Origin of the sequence: Plantibacter sp. CFBP 8798, from assembly GCF_014841195.1 — a bacterium.
GTDB lineage: Bacteria > Actinomycetota > Actinomycetes > Actinomycetales > Microbacteriaceae > Plantibacter > Plantibacter auratus.
On the sequence record NZ_JACYTS010000002.1, the window covers coordinates 529,914 to 549,603 of the forward strand.

General features: G+C 68.9%; 17 protein-coding genes and 3 tRNA genes. 10 read left to right on the forward strand and 10 right to left on the reverse strand.

Annotated features, from left to right (window positions below; translation table 11 throughout):
* Positions 1 to 16 precede the first annotated feature (16 nt).
* Positions 17 to 89: transfer RNA gene (locus IFU30_RS09490), tRNA-Val, on the reverse strand.
* A gap of 154 nt (positions 90 to 243) precedes the next feature.
* Here IFU30_RS09490 and IFU30_RS09495 point away from each other — a divergent pair.
* Both IFU30_RS09495 and IFU30_RS09500 read left to right on the forward strand, forming a co-directional pair.
* Entirely contained in the window at positions 244 to 1,053 is an 810-nt protein-coding gene (locus tag IFU30_RS09495; RefSeq protein ID WP_124769225.1) for a thymidylate synthase, read from the forward strand.
* Positions 1,050 to 1,574, forward strand: a complete 525-nt coding sequence (locus IFU30_RS09500; protein WP_137241785.1) for a dihydrofolate reductase — start codon at positions 1,050 to 1,052, stop codon at positions 1,572 to 1,574. The genes IFU30_RS09495 and IFU30_RS09500 overlap by 4 nt, the downstream gene beginning before the upstream one ends.
* A gap of 39 nt (positions 1,575 to 1,613) precedes the next feature.
* Here IFU30_RS09500 and IFU30_RS09505 read toward each other — a convergent pair whose 3' ends face one another.
* Positions 1,614 to 2,084 carry a peroxiredoxin gene (locus IFU30_RS09505; RefSeq protein ID WP_064293656.1) on the reverse strand — a complete coding sequence of 157 codons (471 nt, stop codon included), beginning with the start codon at positions 2,082 to 2,084 and terminating at the stop codon, positions 1,614 to 1,616.
* 241 nt (positions 2,085 to 2,325) lie between these two features.
* Here IFU30_RS09505 and aceE point away from each other — a divergent pair, with 241 nt between their 5' ends.
* The 6 genes from aceE (at position 2,326) to IFU30_RS09535 (ending at position 10,060) form a co-directional block, all read left to right on the forward strand.
* Positions 2,326 to 5,052: a pyruvate dehydrogenase (acetyl-transferring), homodimeric type gene (gene aceE, locus IFU30_RS09510; RefSeq protein ID WP_192005040.1), complete on the forward strand. Its 2,727-nt coding sequence runs from the start codon at positions 2,326 to 2,328 to the stop codon at positions 5,050 to 5,052.
* 16 nt (positions 5,053 to 5,068) lie between these two features.
* On the forward strand, positions 5,069 to 6,313 hold the full coding sequence (locus tag IFU30_RS09515) for a helix-turn-helix domain-containing protein (RefSeq protein ID WP_192005041.1): 1,245 nt from the start codon (positions 5,069 to 5,071) through the stop codon (positions 6,311 to 6,313).
* 112 nt (positions 6,314 to 6,425) lie between these two features.
* Positions 6,426 to 7,349 carry an ACP S-malonyltransferase gene (locus tag IFU30_RS09520; RefSeq protein ID WP_137241786.1) on the forward strand — a complete coding sequence of 308 codons (924 nt, stop codon included), beginning with the start codon at positions 6,426 to 6,428 and terminating at the stop codon, positions 7,347 to 7,349.
* Positions 7,350 to 7,369: 20 nt separating this feature from the next.
* Complete coding sequence (locus IFU30_RS09525; RefSeq protein WP_079705772.1) at positions 7,370 to 8,374, forward strand: beta-ketoacyl-ACP synthase III; 1,005 nt, start codon at positions 7,370 to 7,372, stop codon at positions 8,372 to 8,374.
* A gap of 59 nt (positions 8,375 to 8,433) precedes the next feature.
* Positions 8,434 to 8,682: an acyl carrier protein gene (locus IFU30_RS09530; protein WP_056006457.1), complete on the forward strand. Its 249-nt coding sequence runs from the start codon at positions 8,434 to 8,436 to the stop codon at positions 8,680 to 8,682.
* Positions 8,683 to 8,821: 139 nt separating this feature from the next.
* Entirely contained in the window at positions 8,822 to 10,060 is a 1,239-nt protein-coding gene (locus IFU30_RS09535) for a beta-ketoacyl-[acyl-carrier-protein] synthase family protein (RefSeq protein WP_192005042.1), read from the forward strand.
* A gap of 199 nt (positions 10,061 to 10,259) precedes the next feature.
* Here the strand turns inward: IFU30_RS09535 and IFU30_RS09540 are convergent, their stop codons facing one another.
* Positions 10,260 to 10,763 carry a DUF3145 domain-containing protein gene (locus IFU30_RS09540; protein ID WP_064293650.1) on the reverse strand — a complete coding sequence of 168 codons (504 nt, stop codon included), beginning with the start codon at positions 10,761 to 10,763 and terminating at the stop codon, positions 10,260 to 10,262.
* A gap of 150 nt (positions 10,764 to 10,913) precedes the next feature.
* Here IFU30_RS09540 and IFU30_RS09545 point away from each other — a divergent pair, with 150 nt between their 5' ends.
* Positions 10,914 to 11,882 carry an ROK family protein gene (locus tag IFU30_RS09545; RefSeq protein ID WP_342450843.1) on the forward strand — a complete coding sequence of 323 codons (969 nt, stop codon included), beginning with the start codon at positions 10,914 to 10,916 and terminating at the stop codon, positions 11,880 to 11,882.
* A gap of 141 nt (positions 11,883 to 12,023) precedes the next feature.
* Here IFU30_RS09545 and IFU30_RS09550 read toward each other — a convergent pair.
* The 3 genes from IFU30_RS09550 to IFU30_RS09560 all read right to left on the reverse strand — a co-directional run bounded on the left by IFU30_RS09550 (position 12,024) and on the right by IFU30_RS09560 (position 14,523).
* A tRNA-Ile gene (locus tag IFU30_RS09550) sits at positions 12,024 to 12,098 on the reverse strand.
* A gap of 40 nt (positions 12,099 to 12,138) precedes the next feature.
* A complete protein-coding gene (locus IFU30_RS09555) occupies positions 12,139 to 13,419 on the reverse strand; it encodes a glycosyltransferase (protein ID WP_441005548.1) in 1,281 nt (426 codons plus the stop codon).
* 123 nt (positions 13,420 to 13,542) lie between these two features.
* On the reverse strand, positions 13,543 to 14,523 hold the full coding sequence (locus tag IFU30_RS09560; RefSeq protein ID WP_079705768.1) for a DMT family transporter: 981 nt from the start codon (positions 14,521 to 14,523) through the stop codon (positions 13,543 to 13,545).
* Between the two features lie 70 nt (positions 14,524 to 14,593).
* On the opposite strand from IFU30_RS09560, the gene def reads away from it, so the two are divergent.
* Positions 14,594 to 15,160, forward strand: a complete 567-nt coding sequence (gene def / locus IFU30_RS09565) for a peptide deformylase (RefSeq protein ID WP_192005044.1) — start codon at positions 14,594 to 14,596, stop codon at positions 15,158 to 15,160.
* A 199-nt stretch (positions 15,161 to 15,359) separates the two neighbouring features.
* Here def and IFU30_RS09570 read toward each other — a convergent pair.
* The 4 genes from IFU30_RS09570 to IFU30_RS09585 all read right to left on the reverse strand — a co-directional run bounded on the left by IFU30_RS09570 (position 15,360) and on the right by IFU30_RS09585 (position 19,688).
* A tRNA-Asn gene (locus IFU30_RS09570) sits at positions 15,360 to 15,432 on the reverse strand.
* Positions 15,433 to 15,526: 94 nt separating this feature from the next.
* Positions 15,527 to 16,375 (reverse strand): ATP-binding cassette domain-containing protein, encoded by an 849-nt coding sequence (locus IFU30_RS09575; protein ID WP_079705766.1) that lies wholly within the window; start codon positions 16,373 to 16,375, stop codon positions 15,527 to 15,529.
* A 102-nt stretch (positions 16,376 to 16,477) separates the two neighbouring features.
* Entirely contained in the window at positions 16,478 to 18,352 is a 1,875-nt protein-coding gene (dnaG, locus tag IFU30_RS09580) for a DNA primase (RefSeq protein ID WP_192005045.1), read from the reverse strand.
* Between the two features lie 88 nt (positions 18,353 to 18,440).
* Positions 18,441 to 19,688, reverse strand: a complete 1,248-nt coding sequence (locus tag IFU30_RS09585) for a deoxyguanosinetriphosphate triphosphohydrolase (protein ID WP_085511054.1) — start codon at positions 19,686 to 19,688, stop codon at positions 18,441 to 18,443.
* Between the last annotated feature and the right edge of the window lie 2 nt (positions 19,689 to 19,690).

Consider the following 19,690-nt stretch of genomic DNA (forward strand, 5'->3'; position numbering starts at 1 on the left):
GGGGCTTCTTGTCCGGTGGGCCCTGCCGGGATCGAACCGACGACATCCACGGTGTAAACGTGGCGCTCTACCAGCTGAGCTAAAGGCCCGCGATCGGATGGAACCATCCGATGCGACTCGTCGAGTCTAGCCGGAGTCCCCGTCGGAGCCGGAACGCTCCACAACCCTGGTCCGCGCGCATCCGTCGCGACACCGGACGATCGGTCGGGCGCGGTGACGGTCGCTGGCCGTACGATCGAGGGGATGGATACGACGATCCCCACCCCGTACGAAGACCTCCTGCGCGACACGCTCGAGCATGGCGCCACCAAAGGCGACCGCACCGGAACCGGCACGCGCAGTGTGTTCGGCCGCCAGCTCCGTTTCGACCTCTCCGAGGGCTTCCCGCTCATCACCACCAAGCGGGTGCACTGGAAGTCCATCGCCTACGAACTCCTCTGGTTCCTCCGCGGCGACGGCAACGTCCGCTGGCTGCAGGAGCACGGCGTCTCCATCTGGGACGAATGGGCCGACGACCAGGGCGAACTCGGTCCCGTGTACGGCGTGCAGTGGCGGTCCTGGCCGACCCCCGACGGCTCGCACATCGACCAGATCTCGCAGGTCATCGACCAGCTGCGCACCGATCCGAACTCGCGCCGCATCATCGTCTCCGCCTGGAACGTCGCCGACATCCCCAACATGGCGCTCGCCCCGTGCCACGCCTTCTTCCAGTTCTACGTCGCCGACGGCAAGCTCTCCTGCCAGCTCTACCAGCGCAGCGCAGACCTCTTCCTCGGCGTTCCGTTCAACATCGCCAGCTATGCGCTCCTCACCCACCTCGTCGCCGAGCAGGTCGGCCTCGAGGTCGGCGACTTCGTGTGGACGGGCGGCGACTGCCACATCTACGACAACCACGTCGAGCAGGTGACGGAGCAGCTCACGCGCGCACCGTTCCCCTACCCGAAGCTGCGCATCAACACGAAGCGCGACAGCATCTTCGACGTGGAGTACGACGACCTCGAGATCGTCGACTACCAGCACCACCCCGCCATCCGCGCGGCCGTCGCCGTATGAGCCTGGCACTCATCTGGGCCCAGGCCCACGACGGCGTCATCGGCGCCGACGGCGACATGCCCTGGCACGTCCCCGAAGACCTGGCGCATTTCAAGGCGCTCACCGGATCCGACGCGGTGATCATGGGACGCCGCACCTGGGATTCACTCCCCCCGCGGTTCCGTCCGCTCCCAGGACGCCCGAACATCGTCGTCACCCGCGATCACGCGTGGTCCGCCGACGGCGCGATCGTCGCGCACTCCCTGGAGGACGCGTTCGAAGCGGCACAGCTCGCCGGCAACGGCCAGGCCTGGGTCACCGGCGGCGCGGGTCTCTTCACCGAGGCGCTCGCGCTCGCGGACCGGCTCGAGGTGACCGAACTCGACCTCGACGTCGCCGGCGACACCTTCGCGCCGACCATCGGCGAGGAGTGGGTGCCGGTCACGATCGATCCGGCGCACGGCTGGTCGGAATCCCGCACGGGTGTCCCCTACCGGTTCATCCGCTACGAGCGCGCACCCGAGGTCACGATCACCGGCTGAGACGCCCGGCGATCCGGATCGACCAGAGCGAGCCGCGGCTCAGGCCGGCTGACGCAGCTCTTCGAGCGCGGCGCGGTAGGCGGCGAGCGAGCGGGCCTCGCCCGGTGCCGTGATGAAGCTCTCACGGATGATGCCCTGCTGGTCGATGAGGAAGGTCGCACGGTTCGCGAACCCCTTCTCCTGCAGGAACACCCCGTACTCCTTGGCGACCTGGCCGTGCGGCCAGAAGTCGGCGAGCAGCTGGAAGCCGTACTGCTCCTGCTCCGCCCACGCGCGCAGTGTGTGCTTCGAGTCGACGGAGATGCCGACGAGCGTGACCTGGTCGTCCGTGAACAGGCTGAGGTTGTCGCGCAACTCGCACAGCTCCCCCGTGCAGGTGCCGGAGAACGCCAGCGGGAAGAAGACGAGGGCGACAGCCGAACTGCCGCGGAACTGACTCAACCTGACGAGTTCACCGAACTGGTTCGCCAGTTCGAAGTCGGGTGCCAGGGTGTCGTTCTCGAGTGCCATGAGGGTCCTTTCAGGCGGGTTCGCCTGCTCCGGATCGCCCGAGCGGTGGACGGGTCCGATCCGGTCACACATCCTAACCCCGCACCGCAGCTGCACAAACCCGGAGGGGTGCGCCGCTCGGTCACCGTTCCCTGGGGTGACCGGATAGGGTGAAAGGTGGCGCCCGCGTCCATACCCATCAGGACGCATGGAGTTCACCATCACAACCCAGGCACGATCTGCCACGAGAGAAAGGTCGACGGTGACTGTTCACGACCAGGATCCATACTCGTCCAACCACGTAGACGCCGATCCTGAGGAGACGTCCGAGTGGAATGAGTCCCTCGACGCCCTCGTCGACGAACGTGGCCGCGGTCGCGGCCGCGACATCATGCTGAGCCTCCTCAAGCGCTCGAAGGAGCTGCACCTCGGCGTGCCGATGGTGCCGACCACCGACTACATCAACACCATCGCCTCGGAGAACGAGCCCGACTTCCCGGGCGACGAGGACATCGAACGCCGCTACCGCGCCTGGATCCGCTGGAACGCGGCCATGACCGTGCACCGCGCGCAGCGCCCCGGCATCGGTGTCGGCGGACACATCTCCACCTACGCGTCGTCGGCCGCGCTCTACGAGGTCGGCTTCAACCACTTCTTCCGCGGCCAGGACGCCCCGGGCGGTGGAGACCAGATCTACATCCAGGGCCACGCCTCCCCCGGCACCTACGCCCGCGCCTTCCTCGAGGGCCGCCTCAGCACCGACCAGCTCGACGGCTTCCGCCAGGAGAAGTCGCACGCGCCGCACGGGCTCTCCTCATACCCCCACCCGCGCCTGATGCCGGACTTCTGGCAGTTCCCGACGGTCTCCATGGGTCTCGGCCCGATCAACGCGATCTACCAGGCGCACCTCGCCAAGTACGTCACGAACCGTGGCATCAAGGACGCCAGCGACCAGCAGGTCTGGGCGTTCCTCGGCGACGGCGAGATGGACGAGGTCGAGAGCCGCGGTCAGCTCCAGGTCGCCGCGAACGAGGGCCTCGACAACCTCAACTTCGTGATCAACTGCAACCTGCAGCGCCTCGACGGCCCCGTCCGCGGCAACGGCAAGATCATCCAGGAGCTCGAGAGCTTCTTCCGCGGCGCCGGCTGGAACGTCATCAAGGTCATCTGGGGCCGCGAGTGGGACGACCTCCTCAACCGCGACACCGACGGCGCGCTCCTCAACCTCATGAACGTCACGCCCGACGGCGACTTCCAGACGTACAAGACGGAGGACGGCGCCTACGTCCGCGAGAACTTCTTCGGCCGCGACGAGCGCGCCCTGAAGCTCGTCGAGGGCTACACCGACGACGAGGTCTGGAACCTCAAGCGCGGCGGCCACGACTACCGCAAGGTCTACGCGGCGTTCAAGGCGGCCAGCGAGCACAAGGGCCAGCCGACGGTCATCCTCGCGCACACGATCAAGGGCTACGGCCTCGGCCCGAGCTTCGAGGGCCGCAACGCGACCCACCAGATGAAGAAGATGACGCTCGACAACCTGAAGACCTTCAGGGACACGATGCGCATCCCGATCACCGACTCGCAGCTCGAAGAGAACCCCTACCTCCCGCCGTACTACCACCCGGGCGAGGACGACGAGGCGATCCAGTACCTGCACGAGCGTCGCCGCGCGCTCGGCGGCTACGTCCCCGAGCGTCGCAGCAAGTACACGCAGCTGAACCTGCCCGACGACTCCGCGTACGCGGCAGCGAAGAAGGGCTCCGGCACGCAGGAGATCGCCACAACCATGGCGTTCGTCCGACTGCTGAAGGACCTCCTCCGCGCCAAGGACTTCGGTAACCGGATCGTCCCGATCATCCCCGACGAGGCACGCACCTTCGGTATGGACGCGTTCTTCCCGAGCGCGAAGATCTACAACCCGAACGGTCAGCACTACACCTCGGTGGACCGCGAACTGCTGCTCGCCTACAAGGAGAGCCCGCAGGGTCAGATCGTGCACGTGGGCATCAACGAGGCGGGCGCCGTCGCGGCCTTCTCCGCGATCGGAACCTCGTACTCGGTGCAGGGCGAGCCACTCATCCCGGTCTACGTCTTCTACTCGATGTTCGGCTTCCAGCGCACCGCCGACGCCATCTGGGCGGCCGGAGACCAGATGACCCGTGGTTTCATGATCGGCGCCACGGCCGGTCGCACGACGCTCACGGGTGAGGGCCTCCAGCACGCCGACGGCCACTCGCTGCTGCTCTCGTCGTCGAACCCCGCGGTCGTCAGCTACGACCCGGCCTACGGCTACGAGATCGCGCACATCGTGCGCAGCGGTATCCAGCGCATGTACGGCGGCGAGCACGAGGACCCGAACGTCATGTACTACCTCACGGTGTACAACGAGCCGATGGTCATGCCCGTCGAGCCCGAGGGCGTGGACGTCGACGGCATCGTGCGTGGTATCCACCGCATCAGCACGAGCGACAAGCAGGGCCCGAAGGCTCAGCTCATGGCCTCCGGTGTCGCGGTCCCGTGGGCGATCGAGGCGCAGCAGCTGCTCGCCGACGACTGGGGCGTCTCCGCAGACGTCTGGAGCGTCACGAGCTGGACCGAGCTCCGTCGCGACGGTCTCGCCGCCGACCAGCACAACTTCCTGTACCCGCAGGAGGAGCGTCGTGTGCCTTACGTCACGGAGAAGCTGAGCGGTGCCGCAGGCCCGTTCGTCGCCGTGACCGACCACATGCACGCCGTGCCGGACCAGATCCGTCAGTTCGTGCCGGGCGACTTCGCGACGTTGGGGGCCGACGACTTCGGCTTCTCCGACACGCGCGCCGCTGCCCGTCGCTTCTTCAAGATCGACGGCCCGTCGCTCGTCGTCCGCACCCTCCAGCAGCTCGCTGCTCGGGGTGAGGTCGATGCGAGCCTCCCGCAGCAGGCGATCGACCGCTACCGCCTCCACGACGTGAACGCCGGCAACACCGGTAACGCGGGTGGCGAGAGCTGATTCCATCGCTACCACGGTGACGAAGACCAAGACGAAGGCCGAGACACTCGACTGGCTCCGCCGGATCTCGGGTGAGCTCGCGACCGCGACGCTCAAACGCCTCGAGGACACCCTTCCCTGGTACGCCGAGATGCCACCAGGCCGCCGCTCAGCGGTCGGCCTGGTGGCCCAGGCGGGCATCAGTTCGTTCATCTCGTGGTTCGACGATCCCCGGTCGACGCCGTGGATCGCCGCCGACGTGTTCGGGGCGGCTCCTCGCGAGCTGCTCCGTTCCGTCAGCCTGCAGCAGACGCTGCAACTCATCAAGGTCACCGTCGAGGTCGTCGAGGAACGCGTCGCGTCCGGAAGCGTCGACCTCCGCGAGGCGATCCTCCTCTACTCACGCGACATCGCGTTCGCGTCAGCCGACGTGTACGCACGTGCGGCCGAAGCCCGCGGACTCTGGGACGCCCGCCTCGAGGCCCTCGTCGTCGACTCGATCCTCAGTGGCGAGGCCGACGACGAGCTACCGAGCCGGATCGCCGCCCTCGGGTGGCACGGTCACGGCGAGGCCTGCGTCCTGGTCGGTACGACCCCACGGGTGCTCGATGTCGACATGCTCCGCCGGACCGCCCGACACCTCGACGCCGACGTCCTCATCGGCGTCCAGGGCAACCGGCTCGTGCTCGTCCTGGGTCGCGCCGAGCTGCCCAGCACCGAGCCCGGAGACGGTGAGCCCGTCGACGAGGCCGAACAGGCCGCCGCGGACTCCCGCACCAGCTCGCAACTCACCTTCCTCGACATCGCCGCCAAGCTCGAGCACGGCTTCGGGCCGGGACACCTGGTACTCGGTCACGCCGTGCCATCCCTCATCGAGGCGTCGCGCAGCGCGAAGGCCGCACTGGCCGGCTTCGCCGTGGCGAAGTCCTGGCGACACGCGCCACGACCGGTCGCCGCGGACGACCTCCTTCCGGAACGCGCCCTCGCCGGCGACAACCTGGCGAAGACCACGCTCATCGAGCGGGTCTACCGCCCGCTCAAGGACTACTCCGGCGAGCTCGTGACGACGCTCTGGTGCTACCTCGACAACGGCCGCTCGCTCGAAGCGACCGCGCGCGAGCTCTTCGTGCACCCCAACACGGTCCGGTACCGCCTCAAGCGGGTCTCCGAGGTCATCGGCTGGGACGCGACCGGTGCCCGCGAGTCGCTCATCCTGCAGGCGGCCCTCATCCTCGGTGCCATCGCTGAGCCCGAGCCGTCCCGACGTCGGCTGACCTCCTGACGCTCGCAGGGCCGTCCGACCGGTCGGTTTTGTGGACTCCACACAACACATTTTCCAAAGGTTCGTGGTGTTGCTCCACTGCTGGGCGTCCTCCGGTTGGCAGACTAGAGCGGTGATCGTCATCGCCTGCCCTGGACAGGGCTCCCAAACCCCCGGCTTCCTCGACCCCTGGTTGCAGGACGCCTCCGCGAAGGACGCGCTCGCGCGCTTCTCCGACGAAGCCGGACTCGACCTCGTCAAGCACGGCACCGTCTCCGACGCGGACACCATCCGCGACACCGCGGTGGCCCAGCCGCTCATCGTCGCGGCCGGCCTCGTCGCCTTGGACGCCCTGCGGAAGGCCCTCCCCGCCGACGCCGCGCCGTTCGGCGGCATCGCCGGACACTCCGTCGGCGAGATCACCGCGGCCTACGGCGCCGGCATCCTCTCGGACAGCGACGCGATGAGCTTCGTGAGCGAACGCGCCGTGGCAATGGCCGAAGCCGCAGCCACCACCCCGACGGGTATGAGTGCCGTCCTCGGTGGCGACCAGGAGGCCGTCGTCGCGCACGTCCGTTCCTTCGGGCTGGAGCCCGCCAACTACAACGGCGGCGGCCAGATCGTCGTCGCCGGCGCGCATGACGCCCTCGCCCGCCTCGCTGACGAGCCGCTCAAGGGCACGCGGGTGATCCCGCTGCAGGTCGCAGGCGCCTTCCACACGAGCTACATGCAGTCGGCCCGCGACTGGCTGGCCGGGGCGAGCCGCACGGTCGAGCCCCAGGACCCGACGCTCCGCATCTGGACGAACCACGACGGCACCGAGGTCACCTCGGGTACGGCGTTCTTCGACCTCCTCATCGGTCAGGTCGCCTCCCCGGTACGCTGGGACCTGTGCATGGACGCGTTCAGCGCCGCAGGGATCACCGGACTCATCGAGCTCGCCCCCGCCGGGGCGCTCACCGGACTCGCACGTCGCGGCCTGAAGGGCGTGCCGACGGTCGCCATCAAGACCCCCGACGACCTGCCGGCAGCCCTCGACCTCATCGCCCAGCAGTAGCGCAGACGGAGAACCAGTCAATGACCACCCCCACCCTCAAGCAGTCGCGCGGTCCCGAGTTCACCCGCATCCTCGGCCTCGGCGCAGCTCGCGGAGACCTCAGCGTCCCGAACGACGACCTCGTCGGTCCGATCAACTCGTCCGACGAGTGGATCCAGCAGCGCACCGGAATCGTCACCCGCACGCGGGCGTCGGCCGACGTCAGCGCCGTCGACCTCGCAGCCGAAGCCGGCGCCGAGGCCATCGCGGCCGCGGGCATCTCGCCCGAACAGGTCGACCTCGTCCTCATCGCGACGATCAGCAACGTCCAGCAGTCCCCGTCGATGGCGGCCGTCGTGGCCGACCGCGTCGGAGCGAACCCCGCTGCCGCCTACGACCTCAACGCCGCATGTGCCGGATACGCCTACGCGATCGCCCAGGCCGATGCCCTCATCCGATCGGGCGCGGCCCACTACGCGCTCGTCATCGGCGCCGAGAAGCTGTCCGACATCGTCGACCCGACCGACCGGTCGATCTCGTTCCTCCTCGGCGACGGTGCAGGCGCGGCCGTCGTCGGTCCGAGCGACTTCCCCGGCATCTCCCCCACCGTGTGGGGATCCGACGGCTCGAAGGCCGACGCCGTCGGCATGAGCGGCACGCTCACCGAGTTCCGCGACGGCACCGCCGCCTGGCCGACCCTGCGCCAGGAGGGCCAGACGGTCTTCCGGTGGGCGGTCTGGGAGATGGCCAAGGTCGCCAAGCAGGCCCTGGAGGAAGCGGGCGTCGAAGCCTCCGACCTCGCGGCCTTCATCCCCCACCAGGCGAACATGCGCATCGTCGACGAGTTCGCCAAGCAGCTCAAGCTGCCGGAGACCGTCGTCATCGCGCGCGACATCGAGACCACCGGCAACACCTCGGCGGCGTCCATCCCGCTCGCCACCCACCGGCTCCTCCAGGGGCACCCCGAGCTCAGCGGCGGCCTCGCCCTGCAGATCGGGTTCGGTGCCGGACTGGTCTTCGGCGCTCAGGTCGTCGTCCTGCCGTAGCAGGACGCCCGACGCGACTACACTCGACTACGGTCAAACCTCACCCAAGGAGTAGAACAATGGCACTGTCCACCGAAGAAGTCCTCGCCGGCCTGGCCGAGCTGATCAACGACGAGACCGGCATCGCGACCGACACCGTCGAGCTGGACAAGTCGTTCACCGACGACCTCGACATCGACTCGATCTCCATGATGACCATCGTCGTCAACGCGGAGGAGAAGTTCGACGTGAAGATCCCGGACGAAGAAGTCAAGAACCTGAAGACCGTCGGCGACGCCGTCGACTTCATCGTCAAGGCTCAGGGCTAGTCCCAGCGCAGTGCTGAAGGGTCGGCCGGCAGTTGGCCGACCGGCCCTTCAGCGTTCGAGGCGGCTCGTCCGTCCGGACACGGGCTCGACCGCCGCAGGGCTCGGACCCCCTCGTCGTCTCCACAGAAGGTTTGACTGAATGACCACCAAACGCATCGTCATCACCGGCATCGGTGCCACCACTCCCCTCGGCGGCAACGCCACCGACTCCTGGGACAACCTCCTCGCCGGCAAGAGCGGTGCGAGCCGTCTCGAGCAGCCATGGGCTGAAGAACTCGAGCTGCCCGTACGCTTCGCCGCGCAGGCCGCCGTCCCCACCGCGGACATCCTCGACCGTCGTGAGGTCAAGCGCCTGGACCCGTCGAGCCAGTTCGCCCTGATCGCCGCGCGCGAGGCCTGGCAGGACGCCGGCGCCCCCGAGGTCGACCCGGAGCGACTCCTCGTCGACTGGGCCACCGGCATCGGCGGCGTGTGGACGCTCCTCGACGCCTGGGACACCCTGCGCGAGAAGGGCCCCCGCCGCGTCCTCCCCATGACCGTCCCGATGCTCATGCCGAACGGCCCGGCAGCGGCGATCGGCATGGACCTCGGTGCCCGAGGCGGAGAGCGCACCGTCGTCTCCGCTTGTGCGTCAAGCACCGAGTCGCTCGCCAACGCCTACGACCACCTCCAGGCCGGCCTCGCCGACATCGTCGTGGCCGGTGGCTCCGAAGCCGCCATCCACCCGCTCCCGCTCGCGTCCTTCGCAGCGATGCAGGCGTTGTCCAAGCGCAACGACGACCCCGCCATCGCCTCGCGTCCCTACGACGTCGACCGCGACGGATTCGTCCTCGGTGAGGGCGCGGCAGCGCTCATCGTCGAGACCGAGGAGCACGCCAAGGCCCGTGGCGCCCGCATCTACGCCGAGCTCCTCGGTGGTGCGGTGACGAGCGACGCGTACCACATCACGGCTCCCGATCCCGAGGGTTCGGCAGCTGCCCGCGCCATGCGTGCAGCCGTCGAGAACGGTGGCGCGTCGCTCGACGACGTCGTGCACGTCAACGCACACGCCACGAGCACGCCCGTCGGCGACATCGCGGAGTACAACGCGCTGCGTCGGGTCTTCGGCGCCCACCTCGACGACATCGCCGTGACGGCCACGAAGGCGTCGACCGGCCACCTCCTCGGCGGCGCGGGTGCCATCGAAGCGGCCTACACGGCGCTCGCCCTGCACCACCGGATCATCCCGCCGACCATCAACCTCGACAACCAGGACCCGGAGATCCCGCTCGACGTCGTCACGACGCCGCGCGAGCTCGGGTCCGGCGACCTGCTCGCCATCAGCAACTCGTTCGGGTTCGGCGGCCACAACGCGGTCGTCGCGTTCCGGAGCTACTGAGCCCCTCGCGACGGAGACGACGACGGGTCGTGGTGCATGCACCACGACCCGTCGTCGTCTACTGACCAGGGTGCCGCCGTTTCGTCACCTCGTGTCTGCCGGGAGTGTCACCGACCTCGCACGGTCCACGCCACGTGGGCACCCTGTCGTCTGTGAAGTTGTCTCGCGTGCGCGGTGCCGCCGCGCCGGCGGGGCCGGATCAGCCCACGTTGTGCAGCCAGATGACGGAGGACCCGTCGCCGGCGTGACGGAACGGCTCGAGTTCGTCGTCCCACGGCTGTCCGAGCGCGACGCGGAGTTCGCGCTGGAGTTCGGCGGCGTTCCCGGCGCCGACCTCCATGGCGTAGCGGATGCGATCCTCCGGGACGACGACGTTGCCGATGCTGTCGGTCTGTGCGTAGAAGATCCCGAGGTCGGGCGTGTGCATCCATCGGGCACCGTCGACGCCCTGGGCCGGGTCTTCACTCACCTCGTAGCGGAGGTGCTCCCAGCCGCGCAGGGCTGAGGCGAGTGCGGCTCCGGTGCCGTGCGGGCCTTCCCAGAAGACCTCGGCGCGCTGCGCACCGCGGAGGATCGGCTGATCTTCCCAGTCGAAACTGATGGCACGACCAAGAGCGCGACCTGCCGCCCATTCGAGGTGCGGGCAGAGCGCGCGAGGCGACGAGTGCACGAACAGCACACCCTTCGTCATCGGTGTCGACATGATTCCTCCACTGCGTCCGGGTGCGTCTTCCCCAACGACCCATGCAGTGTGATCCGTGTCGGTGTCCGGCTGACCGGACCTCCGTGTATGCAGTTGTTCGACTCGCGCCGATAGGAGCATTATGCCCCATGACCTGGAGGAATGACAACCGTGTCGTTCCCAGTACGCTGGATCGGGAGCCGTCCCGGACTGACGGCCCTCCAGGATGGAGCGGTGATGCACGAGGCCCTCGCGATCGACATCGGCGGCACGAAGGTCGAAGCGGCCGTCGTCGACGCTGAGGGACGGATCCTGCCCGGCACCCGGTTCCGCGGTCCGACGGGCGCCGCGGCCACCCGCGAGGAGCTCGTGGCGTCGATCCTCCAGACCGCCGAACGGAGCGTCGCGGCCCATGGCGGGCCGGTGTCCGGTGTCGGAATCGGTTCGGCGGGCCCCATCGGCAGGGCCGACGGCACCGTCTCGCCGATCAACCTCCCCCGACTCGCCGACTTCCCCGTCGTGGCGGAGCTCCGGCGCTTCACGTCCGGTCCGGTGGAACTCCGTCTCGACGGCACCTGCATCGCCCTGGCCGAACACTGGCAGGGCGCGCTCCGCGGAACCGAGAACAGCATGGGCATCGTCGTCTCGACCGGGATCGGTGGCGGGATCATTCTCGGATCCCGACTCGTCCCGGGCACCTCGGGCAACGCCGGCCACCTCGGACAGATGCAGCTCCGCCGACGCGAACCGGATGCCGTCGGCACACCCTGGACATTGGAGGGCATCGCGTCGGGAACCGCGACGGTCGCCTGGGCCCGCACGCAAGGATGGACCGGCACGACGGGCGAACAGCTCGGGGCCGACTACGCAGCCGGAACGGAGATCGCGATCCGCGCCGTCCGACGTTCCGCCGAGGCCGTCGGCGAAGCCCTCTGCAGCATCACGACCCTGCTCGACCTGGAACGCGTCGCGATCGGAGGCGGCTTCTCGCGGGTCTCCCCCGACTACCTCGACCTCGTCCAGAAGGCTGCGACCGCGGCTGCACTGCACGCCTACGCCCGTGAGCTGCGCGTGGTCCCGGCCGGCCTCGACGCCGACGGCCCGCTCATCGGTGCTGCCGCCCTCGTCCTCGCGGACTGACCGGTCCCTGAGCAACCCTGCACCCCTGAGCCCCACCCCATCCCGGTCCCTGAGCCGCCCCGTCCCGGTCCCTGAGCCTATCGAAGGGCGCCCTTCGACAAGCTCAGGGACCGGAACCAAGGCTCATGGGCCGGATCTCGGTAGGGCGGGTGGGACTTGAACCCACGCATCGTTCGGTTATGAGCCGAATGCCTTCACCAGCTTGGCTACCGCCCCGTGCGGAACCCAGTGTACCGAGTGGCCCGCCGGGCGGGAGTCAGTCGCGGGATTCCTGGCGGTCTGCGGTCGCCGTGTGACGCTCGGTCGTCGGGTCGACGACCTGCTCGCCGCGGTAGAGCGCTTCGAAGGTGTCGAGCGTGCGCTCGATGTCGTGTGCGGAGACGAGCTCCAACGAGGCGTCCTGCATCCGGCGGTACTCCTCGGGCGAGGCGCTGAGTACCGTCGCGAGCCGCTCGGCCAGGGCGTCGACGTTGCCCGGCTCGAACAGGTATCCGTTGACCTGATCGTGCACGAGGTGGGGCAGCGCCATGGCGTCGGCCGCGACCACCGGGAGACCGGAGGCCATGGCCTCCATCGTCGCGATGCTCTGCAGCTCCGCGATGGACGGCATCGCGAAGACGGTGGCGTTCGTGTAGGCCTGCTTCACCTCATCGTCGGACACCTTGCCGAGGAATCGGACGCGGTCGCCGATGTCGAGCTGCTGGGTCAGCTGCTCGAGGTTCTTCGCCTGGTCGCCGCCACCGATGACGTCGACGTGGGCGTCGAGTTCCTTCGGGAGTTTCGTGAGCGCGCGCAGGAGCACGTCGATCTGCTTCTCGCTCGTGATGCGACCCACGAAGAGGATGGTGTTGCGCCTCCGCGGTTCGAACGACGGCGTGTACTGTCCGGCCTCGATCCCGCAGGAGATCGCGTGCACACCGGTCAGGCCCGTGAACTGCTCCAGGAAGTCGGCGGCCTTGCGCGTCGGGGTCGTCACGGCGAAGGCACGATCGAAGACGCGACGGGCGGCAGCCCACTGCGTCCGGACGAGCCACTCCTGGGTGCGCTTGGGGATGACGGTGAAGTCGAGGATGTTGTCGGGCATGATGTGGTTCGTCGCCACCATGCGGATGCCGCGTCGCTCGGCCTCGATCGAGAGACCACGGCCCACCACGATGTGCGACTGCAGATGCACGACGTCGGGCTTCACGCGGTCGAGGATCTTCCGGGCGTTCCGTCGCATCGACCACGGCATCGCGAAGCGCAGCCAGTCGTGCGGGTACCACCGGAGGCTGAAGAGGCGGTGCGCCGTCATCGTCTGACCCTCGTGGGTCTCCTTCCACGTGCCGAACTTGCGCGAGCCGGCGGGCGCCACGATGTGGACGTCGTGGCCTCGGCGGACGAGTCCGGCCGCGAGGCGTTCGGCGAAGCGTGCGGCGCCGTTCACGTCGGGCGAGAAGGTGTCGGCACCGATCACCACCCGCAGCGGCTTGTGGGTGTCGGCGCTCGGCGTCGTGCTGGACGCCTTCGCGAGGTGCTGGTCGTCGGGAGAAGTCAAGGTATCGGTGATTCCTCTGTGCTTGGCCAGTGATGTGAGGGGGTGCGGGCGGTCGCTCACGACCCTGATGCGGCGCGGAACGCCATGCTCAAGCATACCTGCAGCCCGTTCGGGCTCCAGGGCTCAGGCGGGCGCGTCGCCGGTCGCGAGGGCCTTCGCGGCTGCCGCGGCCGCCGGCGTCTGGCTCACCTGCGGGTGATGGCGGGCGAGCTGGAAGACACCCCAGACGGCGATCGCGCCGGCCACGACGAAGCCGAAGCCCGCCCAGAACGGGGCGTTGCTCGCCTCCCCCAGCACGATGATGCCGATGCCGACCGCGATCATCGGATCGATGACGGTGAGGCCCGCGATGACCAGGTCGGGAGGCCCCGAGGAGTAGGCGGTCTGCACGAAGTAGCCGCCGAGCGCACTCGCGGCGGCGAGGCCGAGCCCGCAGAGGACCGTGAGCCAGTCGAACTCGCCCTGCTGCAGCCGTCCGATGATGACCTTGGCGAGCGTCGCGACGAAGCCGTAGAGCACCCCGGTCCCGACGATGTAGAAGATGGCCGTGAAGCGTGACCGGAACACCATGAAGCCGAGCCCGAACACGACGAGCACGACACCGAGCATCACCAGGATCGTGACGAGTTCGGCCTCGGTGATCCGGTGCTCGCCCGTGAAGACCGCGGCGATCGTCACGAACAGGCCGACGCCGCCGACGCAGGCGACGATCGCGACGACCGATCGACGGTTCAACCGGACGCCGCTGATCCTGCTGTTCACCACCGCCGTGATGACGAGCGCGACCGCGCCCAACGGCTGGACGAGGGTGATCGGTGCGAGGGACAGGCTGCCGAGCTGGAGCACGATCGCGAGCCCGAGCATGACGGTTCCGGTCACCCAGGAGGGCCGACTGAGCAAGGCCAGCAGCTGGGCGACGTTGAGCCCCGAGGTCGCGTCGGTGCCGCTCGACGACTCGACCTTCGCCACACCCCGGTGCTGCAGCTGCGCGCCGAGCGAGAGGAAGACGGCGCCGAGGAGTGCGAACGGGATGCCGAGCAGCTGCGAGGGGTTGCGGGTGAAGTCGTCCGCGAGGTCGGCGATGTCGATGGCGGAGGGGATCACCCGTCGAGGCTACCCCGCCGCCCCGCCGATCCCTGCGCGCCAGGCCGAGCCCAGCGGATAGGCTCGAGCAATGGCAATTCTCGAGATCCACGTGACCGGTGACCCGGTGCTCCACTCCGTCGCCCGGCCGGTCGCCACCGTGGACGACGACCTCCGACGACTTGTCGCCGACATGTACGAGACCATGGATCTGGCTCCCGGCGTCGGGCTCGCGGCTCCGCAGGTCGGCGTGCCGCTCCGCCTCTTCGTCTACAGCTACGAGGACGACGACGGCCAGCCATGGCGCGGCGTCGCGATCAACCCGGTGCTGTGGATCAGTCCCCCGCCGGTGGGCGAGCTCGACGAGGAGGCCGAATCGGAGGGCTGCCTCTCCGTCCCAGGCGAGCGGCACCCGCTCCGTCGAGCGGAAGCGGCCATGCTCATCGGGACCGACCTCGAGGGCGCCCCAGTCGAGCTGCGGGTCGTCGGCTGGCGCGCACGCATCCTGCAGCACGAGTTCGACCACCTCAACGGCGTGCTCTACGTGGACCGCCTCGAACTGCCGCACTCGCGCCGAGCGGCGAAGGCGATCCGCAAGGCGGGCTGGGGCGTCCCCGGGATCTCCTGGCTCCCGGGTCGCGACGACCTCGAGGGCTGAACCACCTCGACGGACAGGACGCCGGCATGATCGACACGGCATCACCTCGACAGGCGCAGGGTGTCCGGACATGCAACGAGGCCCGAAGAGTGGAGTCTTCGGGCCTCGTGGTCCAGTCTACGGCGTCCCTGCCGGTTTCGTGAAACCGGCCTCAAACGACGAATCCCCCGGTCCGTATGGACCGAGGGATTCTGTGCAGCTCCTCGAGTTGGACTCGAACCAACAACCTATCGATTAACAGTCGATTGCTCTGCCAATTGAGCTATCGAGGAATACGTGCTTCGACCGGCCGGACGAATCCTGCCTCTGCGTTGCAGCGCGTATCTACTGTAGCAAAGGATTCGCAGACTCCAAATCGACACGCGATCAATCGATGCCGACGGCCTCGGGCGTCTCGTACTGGGTCTCGGTGCCGCCCGACTGAGCGAGCGCCGCGAGGAACTCGTGCGGCGGATCGGCGAGCATCGCGTCGATCGGGCCGTAGCCCACGACCCGTGACTGGTGGAGCGCCAGGACGTCGTCGGTCACCTCGCGGAGCATCGCGAGGTCGTGTGTCACGACGATGACCGTGCCGCCGTCGCGTCGGAACCCGTCGAGCAACTCGGTCACCGTGTGCCGGACCGTGATGTCGATGCCGGCCGTCGGTTCGTCGGCGATGAACACCTTCGGGCCGAGGACGAGGGCGCGCGCGATGGCGATGCGCTGTCGCTGACCGCCGCTCAGTTCATAGGGGTACTTGTCGAGGCTGGAGAGGGGCATCTGCACGGCGTCCAGCAGTGTGGCGACCCGGACGCCGAGCGCCTGCTCGCTGAACTTCTTGTCGCGAGCGAGGACGGGTTCGGAGATGAGCTCCGTAACGGTGAGTTCGGGCTTCAGGTGCGCACCGGCCTCCTGCTCGAGCAGCGACACCTCGAACGTGAGTTTCGTGAGTTCTTTGCGACCCACCTTGCGCATGGAGCGACCGAGCGTGCTCGCGTCGCCGCCGGACACGAACGGACGGGAGTCCGCTCCGGTCAGGTGGCGTCCGGACAACACCCGCAGGAGCGTGCTCTTCCCCGAGCCCGAGCTGCCGATGACCCCGAGCGAGCCACCGACGGGCAGCTCGAAGCTGATGCCGTCCAGCGCTCGATTGCTCGGACTCACGCCGTGCGCGGCGTAGTCGACGCTCAGATCACTCGCCCGGACCGCCGGTCCGTCCTGCTCTGGGTGCTTCATGAGACCTCTCCTTCCGGTGCACGGGGAGCCACCGGATCGCCATCGAGTGTATCCGGCGATCCCGGCGGGGCCACGTGCCACGCTCGGAGGAGGCCGACCGCGTCAGGCCTCGGCGCGGAGCGCACGCCGTTCCGCCTCGACGTCCGCGAGCTGCCGGGTGATCTCCCGGTGGGACTCGTCGCGGGGGTCGGTGCGACGCAACGACCCGAGCAACGCCGCCTTACGACCGAGGAGGTCGCGGTCGATCAGCGCCCGCGCGATGTCTCGGACGTAGCTCGGCAGCTTCTCCTCGTTCGTCTCGGGCAGTGGGGAGACTCCGAGTTCGCGGACGAGTCCGTCGAAGCCGGGTGGGACCTGCGCGATGACGGTCTCGAGCCAGGCGTTCGTCCCGAGGTGGTCCAAGCTCACACTCATGGCGTCGCGCACCACGGCGAGGGAGCTGTTGGCGACCGAGCTCTGGACCGCGCGCTCCAACATGGGGCGTTCGAGGTGCTGGGGCAGCTGCAGGATCGCACGGAGGGCGTCTTGCTCGAGGCGCGTCGACGGATCCTTGGGCAGGTCGTTGAGCGAGGCCTGCCGCTCGCGCGGCGGCTCGGCAGCGGGTGCGCCAGGGCCCTGCTGGCGGGCGTCTCGTGCGGCGTTCTGCGAGCCTCCTGCGGCGGCACCGCCAGCGGCCCGCACTGCGCGGGCCACCTCGTCGAGTTCCATGCCGAGCTGCTTCGCGAGCACCCGGGTGTACCCGGGACGGAGCGAGGGGTCGCGGATCTCGGCGACGACCGGCGCGGCCGCGCGGAGTGCGCCGACGCGGCCCTCGACCGTCTCGAGATCGAAGCCCGCCAGCGTCCGCCGGATGATGAACTCGAACATCGGCTCGCGGCCGTCGACGAGTTTCCGGATGGCGCCGTCGCCGCGGTTGAGGCGGAGGTCGCAGGGGTCGAGGCCGTCAGAGGACACGGCGACGTACGTCTGGGCCGAGAAGCGCTTCTCCTCGCCGAACGCACGCGTCGCGGCCTTCTGCCCGGCCTCATCAGGGTCGAACGTGAAGATGACCTCGCCGGTGGCGGAGTCGTCGCCCATGACGCGGCGGATCATCTTGATGTGATCGACCCCGAACGAGGTCCCGCAGGTCGCCACCGCGGTGGTCTCCCCCGCCAGATGGCAGGCCATGACGTCGGTGTACCCCTCGACGACGACGACGCGCTTGCCGCGCGAGATGTCGCGTTTGGCGAGGTCGAGCCCATAGAGGACCTGTGCCTTGTGGTAGATCGCCGTCTCGGGGGTGTTGAGGTACTTCGGCCCCTTGTCGTCGTCGCGGAGGCGCCGGGCGCCGAAACCGAGCACCTGCCCGGTCGTGTCGCGGATGGGCCAGATGAGGCGTCCGCGGAACCGGTCGTAGACCCCGCGGTCGCCGCTCGACACGAGCCCGGCCGCGAGCATCTCCTCGTCGGAGAATCCGCGAGACCGCAGCGCCTTCATGAGGTGGTCCCAGCCGGCAGGCGCGAACCCGATCCCGAAGTGGTCGGCAGCGGCGGCATCGAAGCCGCGTTCGCCGAGGAACCGCCGCCCGAGGTCGGCGTCGCCGTCATGGAGCTGCTGCTGGAAGTACTCGGCGGCAGCCTGGTTGGCGGCGAAGAGGCGAGCCCGGTTGCCGTGGTCGACCTTGCCGCCACCCTCCTCGTAGCTGAGCGGGTACCCGATGCGCTGCGCGAGACGTTCCACCGACTCCGCGAACGTCACGTGGTCCATCTTCTGCAGGAAGCTGTAGACGTCGCCGCTCTCGCCACAGCCGAAGCAGTGGTACAGCCCGACCGTGGGGCGCACGTGGAAGCTCGGGCTGCGTTCGTCGTGGAAGGGGCACAAGCCCTTCAGCGAGCCGACGCCGGCGGACTTCAGCGAGACGTAGTCGCCGACGACGTCGCCGATGTTGGTGCGTGCCTTGACCTCTTCAACATCGCTCTGTCGAATCCGTCCGGCCATGCTTCGATCCTAGTCTCGTGCGTCCATCGTCCATCCCTGAGGGCCTCCGCGCAGCGGAGTCGGAGGCCCGCTCCCGTGTGGAGGAGCGTCAGGCGCCGACGTGCCGTTCGTGCCAGGAGAGGGCGCTCTGATCGGTCAGGCTCGCGATCTGGTCGACGACGACGCGACGGCGTTCCGCGTCGGACCCGGCTGCCCGCCAGTCCGCCGCGAAGCCGACGTCGAGGGCCGACTCGCCGAGCGCGAACACCGCGTCCGACAGTTCGATGAGGATCTCCCGCTGCCGGACGTACAGCGGCTGGCGGGAGTCGCTGTACATCACGAACGCGGCCACGATCCCCTTGAGAAGCGCGATCTCGGCCTGGATGCCGTGGGGCACCACGACGTCAGCCCCGAAACGCACGAGGCTGGCCTGTGGGAAGGCCTCCCGGGTCGCCGCGGTCGCCGCACCGGCGAACCGACCGATCATCTGGCTCGTGAAGTTCTTGAGCCGACCGAGGTCGCGCCGGGAGCCGTCCCAGGCGGTGATCCAGGTGTGCGAGGACTGCAGCCGGTCGAAGGCGGCGGCGAGGTCGTCGTGGGTGAAGTCGTCGCCGGCCCAGGACAGCGCGGTGTCGATGAGGCGGTCGTGTCCTGCGCGCGCATTCAGGAACGCCGGGTCGATGTACTCCCCGACGACGGCGTCCTCGAAGTCGTGCACGGAGTAGGCGATGTCGTCCGCGAGGTCCATGACCTGCGCCTCGACGCAGCGGACGCGCTCGGGAGCGCCGGCTCGCAACCAGCGGAAGGCCGCAGAGTCCTCGTCGAAGAACCCGAACTTGGCCCGGCCACCGGGATCCGGCACCGACTGCGCCGCCGGCCACGGGTACTTGCAGCTGGCGTCGAGGCTCGCGCGGGTGAGGTTCAGACCGTACGGCTCGCCGTCGGGGCCGAAGACCTTGGATTCGAGGCGCGTGAGGATCCGCAGGGTCTGGGCGTTGCCCTCGAACCCGCCGATCGCGGCGGACCAGTCGTTGAGCGCTCGTTCGCCGTTGTGACCGAACGGCGGATGACCGAGGTCGTGCGCGAGGCACGCCGTGTCGACGACGTCCGGAGCGAGGTCCAGGCTGGCAGCCAGCTCGCGACCGACCTGCGCCACCTCGAGGGAGTGCGTCAGTCGGTTCCGGGCGAAGTCGACACCGCTCGTCGGGCTGAGCACCTGGGTCTTGGCGGCGAGTCGCCGCAGGGCGCTGGAGTGCAACAGCCGTGCACGATCGCGCGCGAAGTCGGAGCGTCGCGTCGAGTGGTGCTCGGGCATCCAGCGTTCTTCGTCGTGCAGGGTGTAGCCGTCCCGGTCCATGG